The following is a 13,647-nucleotide window of genomic DNA, read 5'->3' as shown; positions in this document are numbered from 1 at the left end:
CGGCGCATTGCACAACACTAAAAAAAGAGGGAGCGTCATGCGCCATACCTTGGTTTTTTCCGCATTGCTGGGCGCCGGCCTGTTGGCCGCCACGTCCGCCAGTTACGCCGCCAGCAACAGTCTGGTGTTCTGTTCCGAAGGCAGCCCGGCGGGTTTCGATACCGCGCAATACACGACGGCCACCGACAACGACGCCGCCGAACCGCTGTACAACCGCCTGGTCGAGTTTGAAAAAGGCGCGACCAATGTCGTACCCGGCCTGGCGACCAAATGGGATATTTCCGAAGATGGCCTGAAATACACCTTTCACCTGCGTGAAGGCGTGAAATTTCATACAACCCCTTACTTCAAGCCGAGCCGCGATTTCAACGCGGACGACGTACTGTTTACGTTTAATCGCATGCTCGACGCGCAGCACCCGTTCCGTAAGGCCTATCCCACCGAGTTTCCGTACTTCAACGGGATGAGCCTGAACAAGAACATCGCCAAGGTCGAGAAAACCGGGCCGTTGACCGTGGAGTTCACACTCAACAGTGTTGACGCCGCGTTTATCCAGAACATCGCCATGAGCTTCGCCTCGATTCTGTCCGCCGAATACGCCGACAAACTGCTGACCGAGGGCAAGCCGAGCGACATCAACCAGAAGCCGATCGGCACCGGGCCATTCGTCTTCAAGAGCTACCAGAAAGACTCGAACATCCGTTACACCGGCAACAGCGAGTACTGGGACCCGAGCCGGGTCAAGCTGAAGAACCTGATTTTCGCAATCAACACCGATGCCTCAGTGCGCGTGCAGAAGCTCAAGGCCAACGAGTGCCAGATCACCCTTCACCCACGCCCTGCCGACGTTGAAGCACTGAAAACCGATCCAAAGCTGCAACTGATTTCCAAGCCGGGCTTCAACCTCGGCTACATTGCCTACAACGTGCGCCACAAGCCTTTCGATCAACTGGAAGTGCGTCAGGCGCTGGACATGGCGGTGAATAAACAGGGGATTCTCAACGCTGTTTATCAAGGCGCCGGCCAACTGGCCGTCAACGCCATGCCACCGACCCAGTGGTCCTACGACGACACGATCAAGGACGCCGCCTACAACCCGGAAAAAGCCAAAGAGTTGCTCAAGGCTGCCGGTGTGAAAGAAGGCACCGAAATCACCCTGTGGGCGATGCCGGTGCAGCGTCCGTACAACCCGAACGCCAAACTGATGGCCGAAATGCTCCAGTCCGACTGGGCCAAAATCGGTCTGAAAGTGAAGATTGTCAGCTACGAATGGGGCGAGTACATCAAGCGCACCAAGAACGGCGAGCACGACATCAGCCTGATCGGCTGGACCGGCGACAATGGGGATCCGGACAACTGGCTGGGCACGCTGTACAGCTGCGATGCCATTGGCGGCAACAACTACTCCATGTGGTGCGATCCGGCTTACGACAAGCTGATCAAGGAAGCCAAGGTCGTCACCGATCGCGACCAGCGCACCTTGCTTTATAAACAGGCCCAGCAATTGCTTAAACAGCAAGTGCCGATCACGCCTGTCGCTCACTCGACAGTCAACCAGCCGTTAAGCGCCAAAGTCGAAGGGTTCAAAGTCAGCCCGTTCGGCCGCAACGTGTTCTCGGGTGTCAGTATCGATTAAACCAACCGATTAGCCGCAACGCTGGGGGGAGCCGTCTACTCCCCCCACGCAAGCGCTTTGCCGAAATTCGCCAATCCGGCTTTTTGCAAACGTTTGCGATGTGTGAACGAGTTCTAAACCAATAACCGGCATACCAAAAAAAGCCGGGATAAAAAGAAAGTAAAGGAGCTTCACCCATGAAACTGAGCAGCACCGCGATACTGGCCCTGGCCATCAGCAGCATTACCGCCACGGCTTATGCGGAAACCCAAAGCCAGGCGTTCACCCCGGTAACCGTTAACGAGAAAAGCGCCCAGGCCGAAGCCACCGGTTTCCTCGAAGGGCAATCGATCAGCGGTTCGACCCGTAACTGGTACGCCAACGAACAACTCAAGCGCGGAGGCAAGTTCGCTTATCGCAAGAACGGCCAGTCCACCGAAACCGATCGCCGTATCAACTGGGTTCAAGGCACGATCATCAAGTACAACTCGGGCTTCACCGAAGGTACTGTCGGTTTCAGCACCGAAGTGGCGGCTTATAACGCGATCGCGCTGGAGCGTGACCGCGAAAACCTCGCCGCCAACAACGGCGGTGCTCCGGGCACTCGTCCAGGCGCAGGCAACAACCGGACCCTGACCCGTGAAGGCGGTGACGCAGTAGGCCAGTGGAGCAAACTGGGCCTGGCCAACGTCAAGGCGCGCATTTCCAACACCACACTGACCGCCGGCCGCATGAACTTCAGCAGCCCGCAGGTCGATGTGATCGGTAACCGTCCGCTGCCATCGAGCTTCGAAGGTATTGCGATCCACAGCGAAGAGCTGAACAACCTGGCGTTCGACGTCGCCACCTTCGACCGCGTTTCGCCACGTACCGAAGAAAGCCTGAGCAAGTTCCGCTCCGAATACGGCGACATCAATGCCGAAGCCGATCACGTCAACACTGCCGGTATTTCCTACCAGCCGTTCGCCAGCCTGACGACCAGCCTGTGGGGCACCCAGGCCGAAGACCTGTGGAACCAGTACTACTTCGGCGCCACCCATGTGCTGGGCGACAGCTCGGTGCTGAGCCTGACCACTGGCCTGAACTACTACAAAACCGTCGACGAAGGCAAAAAGCTGCTGGGCGACATCGACAACGACACTTACTCGCTGTCGTTCGGCCTGACGCATCAGGCGCACACCGTGACCTTCTCCTACCAGGAAGTGAACGGTAACGAGTACTTCGACTACCTGCACGAAACCAACGGTATCTACCTGGCCAACTCCCTGCTCTCGGACTTCAACGGCCCGAACGAGAAATCCTTCCAGGTGTCCTACGGCCTCAACATGGCCGAGTACGGCGTGCCAGGCCTGAAATTCAACATCTACCAGGCGCGCGGCTGGGGCATCGACGGCACTCACTACAAGGGTGGCGGCTACGATGGCGTGCAGGCGATGGACGGCGAGCACCACTATGAATACGGCGTCGGTGCAACCTACGCGGTACAGAGCGGCCCGCTCAAGGCCACGACCATTCGCGGCACCTACACCGCTCACCGTGCCAGCGAAAACCAGGCTGACGGCAGCATCAACGAGTTCCGTCTCGTGACCACCATCCCGTTCAACATTTTGTAAAAACGCAACCGGCGGCTGACTCATGATGAGTCGGCCGTTCGGTTTTTTGTCTTCAACCGATTGCAGAGGGTTATCGATGAAAATGCTTCCCCTACGTGCGGCCATCGCGGCTGCGTTGCTGAGCGCCGCCATGGGCGTCTCGGCCAAACCCTTGGTGGTCTGCACCGAAGCCAGTCCGGAAGGCTTCGATGTGGTCCAGTACACAACTGCAGTCACCGCCGACGCGGCGGCCGAGACCGTGTTCAACCGTCTGGTCGACTTCAAGCCAGGCACCACCGACGTGGTACCTGCGCTGGCCGAGTCCTGGGAAATCAGCGATGACGGTCTGACCTACACGTTCCACCTGCGCAAAGGCGTCAAGTTTCACACCACCGATTATTTCAAGCCGACCCGCGAGATGAACGCCGACGACGTGCTCTGGAGCTTCCAGCGTCAACTGGACCCCAATCACCCGTGGCACAAACTGTCGAGCGTGGGCTTCCCGTACTTTGAAAGCATGGGCTTCAAGGAACTGCTGAAAAACGTGGAAAAGGTTGACGACTACACCGTCAAATTCACCCTGACCCGTCGCGAAGCGCCGTTCCTGGCCGACGTCGCCATGCCGTTCACCGCGATCTATCCGGCCGAGTACGCCGACCAGTTGCTCAAGGCCAACAAGACCGGCGACCTCAACAACAAACCGATCGGCACCGGCCCGTTTGTCTTCCAGCGCTACGCCAAGGATGCGCAAGTGCGTTTCAAGGCCAACCCGGACTACTTCCGTGGCAAGCCACCGGCCGATGCGCTGATTCTGGCCATCGCCACCGACAACAACGTGCGCCTGCAGAAACTCAAGGCCAACGAGTGCCAGATCGCGCTGTATCCCAAGCCCGATGACATTCCGAGCATCAAGAAAGACAGCAAGTTGAAAGTCGACGAGCTGGACGCGATGACCGTGTCGTACATCGCCATGAACACTCAGCACAAGTACATGAGCGACGTGCGCGTGCGTAAGGCCATCGACATCGCGTTCGACAAGGAAGCCTATGTCAACGCGTTGTTTGGCAAAGGCAACGCTTCGGTGGCAGTCAACCCCTACCCGCCGACCTTGCTGGGCTACAACCACGACCTGAAAAACCCGCCACGCGACCTCGACAAGGCTCGCGCCTTGCTCAAGGAAGCCGGGGTTCCGGAAGGCACCACGTTCACCCTGTTCACCCGTAACGGCGGCGGCCCGACCAACCCCAACCCGATGCTCGGCGCGCAGATGATGCAGGCTGACCTGGCGAAAGTCGGGATCAAGATCGACATCCGCGTAATGGAATGGGGCGAGATGCTTAAACGCGCCAAGGCCGGCGAGCACGATATGGTCTCGGCCGGATGGGCCGGCGACAATGGCGACCCGGATAACTTCCTGACGCCTATGCTCAGTTGCGAGGCCGCCAAGAACGGCGAAAACTACGCGCGCTGGTGCAACGAGAAATTCCAGGCACTGCTGGATGAAGCTCGGGCTAAAGTAGATCCGGCCGAACGCGCCGCACTCTACGAACAGGCCCAGGTGCTGTTTAATCAGGATCAGCCATGGATCAGCATGGCCCATACTCGGATGTTTACCGCAATGCGCAATAACGTAGAGGGTTATTACATCAGCCCTCTCACCACTAATAACTTCGCCACCACCCAGGTGAAGTAGATAAGAAACGCGCGGTGGCCCTGACCCCAGGGCCACCGCGTACGCCTAACCGGCTGATGAGGTACCACACAAGATGTTTAGTTTTATTGCCCGCCGACTGGGGTTGTTGATCCCCACGTTCTTCGGCATCACCTTGCTGACTTTCGCGTTGATTCGCATGATTCCTGGCGACCCCGTGGAAGTGATGATGGGCGAACGTCGGGTCGACCCCGAAATGCACGCTCAGGCAATGGAACGCCTGGGACTGAACAAGCCGTTGTATGCCCAGTATCTGGATTACATCGGCAAACTGGCTCAGGGCGACCTCGGCGAATCCCTGCGCACCCGTGAAAGCGTGTGGACCGAGTTCACCTCCCTCTTCCCGGCGACCCTGGAACTGTCCATGGCCGCCCTGCTGTTCGCCGGCATTCTGGGCCTTCTGGCCGGGGTGATTGCGGCACTCAAGCGAGGCTCGCTGTTCGACCACGGGGTGATGGGCATCTCCCTGGCGGGCTATTCGATGCCGATCTTCTGGTGGGGCCTGATCCTCATCATGTTTTTCTCGGTAAGCCTGGGCTGGACCCCGGTTTCCGGCCGGATCGACCTGCTCTACGACATCGAGCCACGCACCGGTTTCATGCTGATCGACACGCTGCTGGCCGATGACACCGGCGCGTTCTTCGATGCGCTGCATCACCTGATCCTGCCGGCCATCGTGCTCGGCACCATTCCGCTGGCGGTCATCGCGCGGATGACCCGCTCGTCGATGCTCGAGGTACTGCGCGAGGACTACATCCGCACCGCCAAGGCCAAAGGCCTGTCGCCATCGCGCGTGGTGTTCGTGCACGGTCTGCGTAACGCGCTGATTCCGGTGCTGACCGTGGTCGGCCTGCAAGTCGGCACATTGCTGGCCGGTGCGGTCCTGACCGAAACCATCTTCTCGTGGCCCGGCATCGGCAAATGGCTGATCGAAGCCATCGGCGCCCGGGACTATCCGGTGGTGCAAAACGGCATCCTGTTAATCGCCTGCCTGGTGATTCTGGTCAACTTCGTGGTGGACATCCTCTACGGCTTTGCCAACCCACGCATCCGTCATCAGCGCTGAGGTCAATACCCATGAGCACTCCAACTTCCTCAGTAGCCACCGCCACGTCCGCCGTGGATCAAAGCCTGCTGTACCCGTCGCCGTACAAAGAATTCTGGCAGGCGTTCTCCAAGAACAAGGGCGCAGTGGCCGGCCTGCTGTTTATGCTGCTGATCGTCTTCTGCGCGATTTTCGCGCCGTGGGTCGCGCCGCATAACCCGAGCGAGCAATACCGTGACTTCCTGCTGACGCCGCCGGCGTGGCTTGAAGGCGGGCAGATGCAGTTCCTGCTCGGCACCGATGAGCTGGGCCGCGATCTGCTGTCGCGTCTGATCCAGGGTTCGCGCCTGTCGCTGCTGATCGGCTTGTCGTCGGTGGTGATGTCGCTGATCCCGGGGATTCTGCTGGGTCTGTTCGCCGGTTTCTTCCCGAAGATGATCGGCCCGACCATCATGCGTCTGATGGACATCATGCTGGCCCTGCCGTCGCTGCTGCTGGCTGTGGCGATCGTCGCCATCCTCGGCCCTGGCCTGATCAACACCGTGATCGCGATTGCCGTGGTTTCCCTGCCGTCCTATGTGCGTCTGACCCGTGCCGCCGTCATGGGCGAACTGAACCGTGACTACGTCACCGCCGCGCGTCTGGCCGGTGCCGGCCTGCCACGTTTGATGTTCATCACCGTGCTGCCCAACTGCATGGCGCCGCTGATTGTGCAGGCGACCTTGAGCTTCTCGTCGGCGATTCTCGATGCCGCGGCTCTGGGCTTTCTCGGCCTCGGCGTACAACCGCCAACCCCTGAGTGGGGCACCATGCTGGCCTCGGCCCGCGACTACATCGAACGCGCCTGGTGGGTGGTAAGTCTGCCTGGTTTGACCATTTTGCTCAGCGTGCTGGCAATCAACTTGATGGGCGACGGCCTGCGCGATGCGCTGGACCCGAAACTCAAGAACGCCGCCTGAGGAGATTCACATGTCACTGTTGGAAATCAAGAATCTCAACGTTCGCTTCGGCGACAAGACCGCCACGCCGGTTGTCGACGGTCTCGACCTCAAAGTCGACAAGGGCGAAGTGCTGGCCATCGTTGGCGAGTCGGGTTCGGGTAAATCCGTAACCATGATGGCGCTGATGGGCCTGATCGAGCATCCCGGCATCGTTACCGCCGACTCGCTCAGCTTCGACGGCAAGGACATGCTCAAACTGAGCAATCGTCAGCGTCGGCAAATCGTCGGCAAAGACCTGTCGATGGTTTTCCAGGATCCGATGACCGCGCTGAACCCGAGCTACACCGTCGGCTTCCAGATCGAGGAAGTGCTGCGCCTGCACCTGAAAATGTCCGGCAAGCAAGCGCGCAAGCGTGCGATCGAACTGCTGGAAAAAGTTGAAATCCCGGGCGCTGCCAGCCGTATGGACGCCTACCCGCATCAACTCTCCGGTGGCATGAGCCAGCGTGTCGCGATCGCCATGGCGATTGCCGGCGAGCCGAAACTGCTGATCGCCGACGAACCGACCACCGCACTCGACGTGACGATTCAGGCGCAGATCATGGACCTGCTGCTGGCGTTGCAGAAAGAGCAGAACATGGGTCTGGTGCTGATCACTCACGACCTCGCCGTCGTCGCGGAAACCGCCCAGCGCGTCTGCGTGATGTACGCAGGCCAGGCGGTTGAAGTCGGCCAGGTGCCGCAACTGTTCGACATCCCGGCGCACCCGTACAGCGAAGCGCTGCTCAAGGCGATTCCCGAGCACAGCCTCGGCGCCTCACGCCTGGCGACCTTGCCGGGCATCGTCCCGGGCCGCTACGACCGTCCGCAGGGCTGCCTGCTGTCGCCGCGCTGCCCGTATGTGCAGGAAAACTGCCGTACCCAGCGTCCGGGCCTTGATCCGAAAAGCAACAGCCTCGCCCGCTGCTTCTACCCGCTGAACCAGGAGGTGGCGTAATGGCCGTCGTACTTACCGCCCGCGACCTGACCCGTCACTACGAAGTCTCCCGTGGCCTGTTCAAGGGCCACGCGACCGTGCGCGCTCTCAACGGCGTGTCGTTCGAACTGGAAGCCGGCAAGACCCTCGCCGTCGTTGGTGAATCGGGTTGCGGCAAGTCCACCCTCGCCCGCGCATTGACTCTGATCGAAGAGCCGTCGTCCGGTTCGCTGCAGATCGCCGGCCAGGAAGTCGCCGGTGCCGACAAGGCCCAACGCAAGCAACTGCGCAAAGACGTGCAGATGGTGTTTCAGAGTCCGTACGCCTCGTTGAACCCTCGGCAGAAAGTCGGTGATCAACTGGCCGAGCCGCTGTTGATCAACACCAAGCTGTCGGCCACTGAGCGTCGCGAGAAAGTCCAGGCGATGATGAAGCAGGTCGGCTTGCGTCCCGAGCACTACCAGCGTTATCCGCACATGTTCTCCGGCGGCCAACGCCAGCGTATCGCCCTGGCCCGGGCGATGATGCTGCAACCGAAAGTGCTGGTGGCGGATGAACCGACCTCGGCGCTGGACGTGTCGATTCAGGCGCAGGTGCTGAACCTGTTCATGGACCTGCAGCAGGAATTCAACACTGCGTACGTGTTCATCTCGCACAACCTCGCGGTGGTGCAGCACGTCGCCGATGACGTGATGGTGATGTACCTCGGTCGCCCGGTAGAACTCGGCCCGAAAAACGCCATCTACGAGCGCCCGCTGCACCCGTACACTCAGGCGCTGCTGTCGGCGACCCCGACCATTCACCCGGACCCGAACAAGCCGAAAATCAAGATCGTCGGCGAACTGCCCAACCCGCTGAACCCGCCACCGGGCTGCGCCTTCCACAAACGCTGCCCGTACGCGACCGAGCGTTGCAGCACGGAAGAGCCGCTGCTGCGCGAGCTGGATAATCGGCAAGTGGCTTGCCACTACGCCGAGCAATTCCTCGACGGCGCGGCGTAAGCAAACCCTCAGGCGTACGCAAAACCCACTGTAGGAGTGAGCCTGCTCGCGATAGCGGTCATTCAGTCAACATTTTCAGCGACTGACACACCGCCATCGCGAGCAGGCTCACTCCTACAGGGGATTTGAGTTGATTCAGGGATTCATGCTTCAACCAGAACCCCTTCCACCTCGATTGCGCATCAGTCGGGGCAGAAAGGGTTTTCTTTCGCCGGTTATCTACGTCTGGCTATCGCCTTCTTCATTCGAGTCCGGATCATCGGTCGTCGTGTCGTCATCACCGGCACTGCCACCCTGCCCCTGATCCCCAGGCTCCGACTCGGACTTGGCGAGCATCAGACCGCTGTGCCCGACCTGCCCATTAGACGCCTGCGAATCATGATCCTCGCACTCGGCCCAGGCCGTTGCGGTGCCGAGGGACAACATCACCATTACTTTCAACAGCATCAAAACCCGTAGCAATCTGCTTTTCATGGCCCACTCCATCCTGTTGCGCTAAGACATGCTTGCCGGACTGGCTTCGCATGAAATCTAGTTGCGAACCGTCCGACTCACCACTTAGGACGCGAACGAGCAGGCAGAAATGCCATCGATGGACAGACTGCTTTCGAATAACGCCAATAACCGAAACAGCTAAGTGCCACGCGTGGCCTGCCAGGTCAGCGGGATGGATATCAGCACCAACAGCGCGCTCATCAGCCAGACACTATGTCCACCGTACTGGCCGTAAAGCTGACCGCTGAGCACCGGCGACAACAGGGCGCTGGCGCTCCAGCTCATGAAGAACAACCCGAAGTACTGACCACTCTTGCCGCTCTGGGCAAACTGCATCGCCAGTACGTTCAATGGCGGCATGAACAACGCTTCGCCCAGCGTCCAGATCAGCGTCGACAAACAGACGAAAGCCAACCCGGAACCGAACGGCAACATGCCCAGCCCACAGGCCAACAGCACACTGCCGACGAGCATCTGCCAACGCGAGCCCCAGCGCTCGACCGAATGCGACAGCGGGATCTGCAACGCGATCACCAGCAGCGCATTGAGCCCGAACTGCCAGCCGATCGCTTCGGTGCTCAAGTGGTAGTAATCACGTAGATAATTGCCCAGCGTGCTGTAGACCGTGTCGAAAGCGATGCCCAATACGGCCGTCGCCGCCAGCAACCACAGGAACGGCTTGTCGCGATACGGCACGCTTGAGCCATCGACGGATTTTTCTTCAAGCACCAGAACCGGCCGCCGCCAAGTCGTATGCACAAACCACAGCAACGCCAGCATCGTCATCGCCGCACTGGCGAAAAACACCCAGCGAAAATCCGCCTGCGCCAACACCCCACCCGCCACCCCGGCAGCCGCCATGCCCAGGTTGCGCGCGACCCGGCTCAGCGCTTGTGCACGGGAGCGTTGCGCGACCTCGCAATACTCCATGATCAAGCGTTGATGCAGCGTACGAATCGCCCCGTCGATAACACCGCTGAACAACAACAGACCGGCGAGCCACGGCACTTTCGTGATCAGCCCCAACAGCATCAGCACCCACACCGAAACGAAAAACAACCCCGCCGTCAGCCACGCCGTGCGCACATGATCACTGAGCCAGCCGCCGAGCATCGAACCGACCAGCAACCCTGCGCCGTAGGCCGAGAGCAACCAGCCAACCGTCTCGATCGCCAGCCCCAACTCCTGACGCAGGTACAGCGCCATGAACAGCTTGACCATCGCGCTGAGGCGATTGATGAACAACAAAGCCGCGAGTACCCAGGCCATGGGGGTGAAATAGCCTTTGAGGCGTAGCAGGTTAATCAGTCGGCTTGTCACTCCATTGACCTCTTCAAACGACTTGCGGGGAATGAACACTAACGGTCAGCACGCCAGTTGTCGTACCCAAGCACACCAAACCACAAAAAAAGGATTCGCCCTACAACCGCTGGAGCTGCCGCAGGCTGCGAACTATTGACTTTGCTTTTCAAAATCGCGGTCTTCAACAGCCGAGTCGGATTGAGTCGCATCAAACAGAAATCGTAGGTCGCAAACCGCCTTCGCGAGCAGGCTCACTCCTACAATTTGAATCGAATACATCTGTGGGAAACGGGTCGGCTGTCAGGCCGCCTTCGCGAGCAGGCTCGCTCCCACAATTTGGATCGAGTACATCGGCTGGAAATAGGTCGACTGTCAGGTCGCCATCGCTGGCAAGCCAGCTACCACAGGGACAGGGTGAATCTTGCAGAGACAGATTGGCTATGAGGACGTCATCGCGAGCAGGCTCACTCCTACAATGGGATTGAGTACAACCCCGAAATCAGGTCGGCTGTCAGGCCGCCTTCGCGAGCAGGCTCACTCCCACAGAAAAGCAAAGCAGCCCAGCTGCCCGCGGCGAAGCCGCCCCACTCAACAATGAGCGTTAGCTCGAGTACCGCTCTTGATCTTGATCCACGGGCGACTTCGGAAGGCTGAGCGGAGGGATTGATCCGGGCGTGGGAGCGCAGCGACCGTTTGGCGAAGCCAAACACAGCGAGAGGAGGTGCAGCGAAGCAAACCGGAGACGCTGCGCCCGGATCGATCCCGCAGCGAAGGAACCCGAGCCTGCGAGGGCCGAACGCAGGAGCAAAGCCTTTTGGTTCCTTTTTGCTGGGCCGGCACTCCGGCGTTTGAAAAAGGGACTCGCTGTAAGAGCGAAACCGCCAGCGGCAGCACCCGCAGCAACGGACATCCCCCCAATCAACCCAAAGCCTGGTCGGCCCAGAGGCCGCCAAGACCAAAACCGGCAGCCCATAAAAAAGCCCCCAAGGCCTACACCTCAGGGGCTTTCAGAAAAACAACTCAAACCTTAATGATGTTCCCGCGTCGCACGGAATTTCACATCCGGCCAGCGCTCTTCCATCAACGCCAGATTCACCCGCGTCGGTGCGAGATAGGTCAAATGCCCCCCGCCATCCAGCGCCAGGTTCTCCACCGCCTTGTTGGAAAACTCCTCAAGCTTCTTCTTGTCGCTGCACTCGATCCAACGCGCGGAATACACAGTGATTGGCTCATACGAGCACTCAACCTTGTATTCCTCTTTCAAACGACTGGCGACCACATCGAACTGCAGCACACCGACGGCGCCGAGAATGATGTCGTTGCTGCGCTCCGGGAAGAACACCTGCGTCGCGCCTTCTTCGGCCAACTGCTGCAGACCCTGACGCAGTTGTTTGGACTTCAGCGGATCACGCAAACGCACGCGACGGAACAGTTCCGGGGCGAAGTGCGGGATGCCGGTGAAACTCAGCGCTTCGCCTTCGCTGAAGGTGTCACCGATCTGAATGGTGCCGTGGTTGTGCAAGCCGATAATGTCGCCGGCAAAGGCTTCTTCGAGCTGTTCACGCTCGGACGAGAAGAACGTCAAGGCGTCGCCGATGCGCACGTCCTTGCCGGTGCGCACGTGGCGCATCTTCATGCCTTTCTCGTACTTGCCGGAGCAGATACGCATGAAGGCAATGCGGTCGCGGTGTTTCGGGTCCATGTTCGCCTGGATCTTGAAGATGAAGCCCGAGAACTTCTCTTCCACCGGCTCGACGGTGCGCTCGTTGGCGACCCGGGCCAGCGGACGCGGTGCCCAATCGACGACTGCGTCAAGCACATGGTCGACACCAAAGTTGCCCAACGCAGTACCGAAGAACACCGGGGTCAGTTGACCGTCGAGGAATTCCTGCTGGTTGAACTCGTGGCAGGCGCCCTGCACCAGTTCCAGCTGTTCGATGAAGCGCTCGTACTCGTCACCCAGGTGCGCGCGCGCCTCGTCCGAATCGAGCTTCTCGATGATTTTGGTTTCGGTGCGTTCGTGACCGTGACCGGCGGTGTAGACAATGATGTAGTCATCGGCCAGGTGGTACACGCCCTTGAAGTCACGGTAGCAACCAATCGGCCAGGTGATCGGCGCGGCTTTGATCTTCAGGACGGCTTCGATTTCGTCGAGCAGTTCGATCGGGTCGCGGATGTCACGGTCGAGCTTGTTGATGAAGCTGACGATCGGCGTGTCACGCAGACGGCAGACGTCCATCAGCGCAATGGTCCGTGGCTCTACACCTTTACCGCCGTCGAGCACCATCAAGGCCGAGTCCACCGCGGTCAGGGTGCGGTAGGTGTCTTCGGAGAAGTCTTCGTGGCCCGGGGTGTCGAGCAGGTTGATCATGTGTTCGCGATAGGGGAACTGCATGACCGACGTGGTAATGGAAATACCCCGCTGCTTCTCCATCTCCATCCAGTCGGAGGTCGCATGGCGATCGGATTTACGGGATTTCACCGTACCGGCCACTGCAATCGCCTTGCCCATCAACAGGAGCTTTTCGGTGATCGTGGTTTTACCGGCATCGGGGTGGGAAATAATGGCGAAAGTGCGGCGTTTCGCGACTTCGGCGGCCTGTTGGGTCATGGGAAATCGCCTGGCGGTGATTCAAAAAAGGGCCGCGATTATAGCCCAACTCGCTGCAATAACCGAACCGTTGAGCACATTAAGGGTGGCCAAATGCTGCCGCAGATGGGAACCTTTTAAAGCACGGAGACGTCCATCCCCTGTTACGAACTTTCGTCAGGGGCTGAAAAATCAGCAAGTTAGCCTGACGAGGCTGCGCTCATGGCTCGCTTTCGCACCGCTTGGCCGGTGCTGGAAAACGGCTACTTTTCGCGAATGACTTTCCCGGCAGCCAAGGCTTGGCATGCCACTCGGGACTGCGCTCGCCGACTACAAAAAAAGGAGTCCGCCTGTGGCTATCCGCTATGGCAAAGGGCTG

Annotated in this window: 10 protein-coding genes; 7 read left to right on the top strand and 3 right to left on the bottom strand. The window is 59.5% G+C overall.

Going from position 1 to position 13,647, the window contains the following annotated elements; all coding sequences use genetic code 11:
• The first annotated feature begins 37 nt into the window (after positions 1 to 37).
• The 7 genes from HU765_RS00655 (at position 38) to HU765_RS00625 (ending at position 8,881) form a co-directional block, all read left to right on the top strand.
• Positions 38 to 1,636, top strand: coding sequence for an ABC transporter substrate-binding protein (locus HU765_RS00655; RefSeq protein WP_186618663.1), 1,599 nt, complete (start codon positions 38 to 40; stop codon positions 1,634 to 1,636).
• A 176-nt stretch (positions 1,637 to 1,812) separates the two neighbouring features.
• Positions 1,813 to 3,228, top strand: a complete 1,416-nt coding sequence (locus HU765_RS00650; protein WP_122508211.1) for an OprD family porin — start codon at positions 1,813 to 1,815, stop codon at positions 3,226 to 3,228.
• A 76-nt stretch (positions 3,229 to 3,304) separates the two neighbouring features.
• A complete protein-coding gene (locus tag HU765_RS00645; protein WP_186547294.1) occupies positions 3,305 to 4,900 on the top strand; it encodes an ABC transporter substrate-binding protein in 1,596 nt (531 codons plus the stop codon).
• A 73-nt stretch (positions 4,901 to 4,973) separates the two neighbouring features.
• On the top strand, positions 4,974 to 5,984 hold the full coding sequence (locus HU765_RS00640; protein ID WP_186547295.1) for an ABC transporter permease subunit: 1,011 nt from the start codon (positions 4,974 to 4,976) through the stop codon (positions 5,982 to 5,984).
• 11 nt (positions 5,985 to 5,995) lie between these two features.
• Positions 5,996 to 6,922 (top strand): ABC transporter permease subunit, encoded by a 927-nt coding sequence (locus HU765_RS00635; protein WP_186547296.1) that lies wholly within the window; start codon positions 5,996 to 5,998, stop codon positions 6,920 to 6,922.
• A 10-nt stretch (positions 6,923 to 6,932) separates the two neighbouring features.
• The gene (locus HU765_RS00630; RefSeq protein WP_186618662.1) at positions 6,933 to 7,901 is read left to right on the top strand and encodes an ABC transporter ATP-binding protein; all 969 of its coding nucleotides are present in this window, start codon (positions 6,933 to 6,935) and stop codon (positions 7,899 to 7,901) included.
• Positions 7,901 to 8,881, top strand: a complete 981-nt coding sequence (locus HU765_RS00625; protein WP_186618661.1) for a peptide ABC transporter ATP-binding protein — start codon at positions 7,901 to 7,903, stop codon at positions 8,879 to 8,881. The genes HU765_RS00630 and HU765_RS00625 overlap by 1 nt, the downstream gene beginning before the upstream one ends.
• A 219-nt stretch (positions 8,882 to 9,100) precedes the next feature.
• Here the strand turns inward: HU765_RS00625 and HU765_RS00620 are convergent, their stop codons facing one another.
• From HU765_RS00620 to HU765_RS00610, 3 genes are all read right to left on the bottom strand, one after another.
• On the bottom strand, positions 9,101 to 9,355 hold the full coding sequence (locus HU765_RS00620) for a hypothetical protein (RefSeq protein WP_186618660.1): 255 nt from the start codon (positions 9,353 to 9,355) through the stop codon (positions 9,101 to 9,103).
• A gap of 159 nt (positions 9,356 to 9,514) precedes the next feature.
• A complete protein-coding gene (locus HU765_RS00615; protein WP_186618659.1) occupies positions 9,515 to 10,696 on the bottom strand; it encodes an MFS transporter in 1,182 nt (393 codons plus the stop codon).
• A 1,009-nt stretch (positions 10,697 to 11,705) separates the two neighbouring features.
• A complete protein-coding gene (locus tag HU765_RS00610; RefSeq protein WP_186618658.1) occupies positions 11,706 to 13,289 on the bottom strand; it encodes a peptide chain release factor 3 in 1,584 nt (527 codons plus the stop codon).
• Positions 13,290 to 13,647: the final 358 nt, after the last annotated feature.

The sequence above is a fragment of the Pseudomonas sp. SWRI81 genome, from assembly GCF_014268545.1.
GTDB classification, from domain to species: Bacteria; Pseudomonadota; Gammaproteobacteria; order Pseudomonadales; family Pseudomonadaceae; genus Aquipseudomonas; species Aquipseudomonas hamedanensis.
This window is presented reverse-complemented; position numbering and strand designations above follow the sequence as displayed.

Bases quoted from the DNA above. Each gene is read 5' to 3' on its own strand.
- HU765_RS00630 (WP_186618662.1), top strand. From the start codon at position 6,933: ATGTCACTGTTGGAAATCAAGAATCTCAACGTTCGCTTCGGCGACAAG.
- HU765_RS00645 (WP_186547294.1), top strand. From the start codon at position 3,305: ATGAAAATGCTTCCCCTACGTGCGGCCATCGCGGCTGCGTTGCTGAGC.
- HU765_RS00620 (WP_186618660.1), bottom strand. From the start codon at position 9,355: ATGAAAAGCAGATTGCTACGGGTTTTGATGCTGTTGAAAGTAATGGTG.
- HU765_RS00650 (WP_122508211.1), top strand. From the start codon at position 1,813: ATGAAACTGAGCAGCACCGCGATACTGGCCCTGGCCATCAGCAGCATT.
- HU765_RS00625 (WP_186618661.1), top strand. From the start codon at position 7,901: ATGGCCGTCGTACTTACCGCCCGCGACCTGACCCGTCACTACGAAGTC.
- HU765_RS00640 (WP_186547295.1), top strand. From the start codon at position 4,974: ATGTTTAGTTTTATTGCCCGCCGACTGGGGTTGTTGATCCCCACGTTC.
- HU765_RS00610 (WP_186618658.1), bottom strand. From the start codon at position 13,289: ATGACCCAACAGGCCGCCGAAGTCGCGAAACGCCGCACTTTCGCCATT.
- HU765_RS00635 (WP_186547296.1), top strand. From the start codon at position 5,996: ATGAGCACTCCAACTTCCTCAGTAGCCACCGCCACGTCCGCCGTGGAT.
- HU765_RS00655 (WP_186618663.1), top strand. From the start codon at position 38: ATGCGCCATACCTTGGTTTTTTCCGCATTGCTGGGCGCCGGCCTGTTG.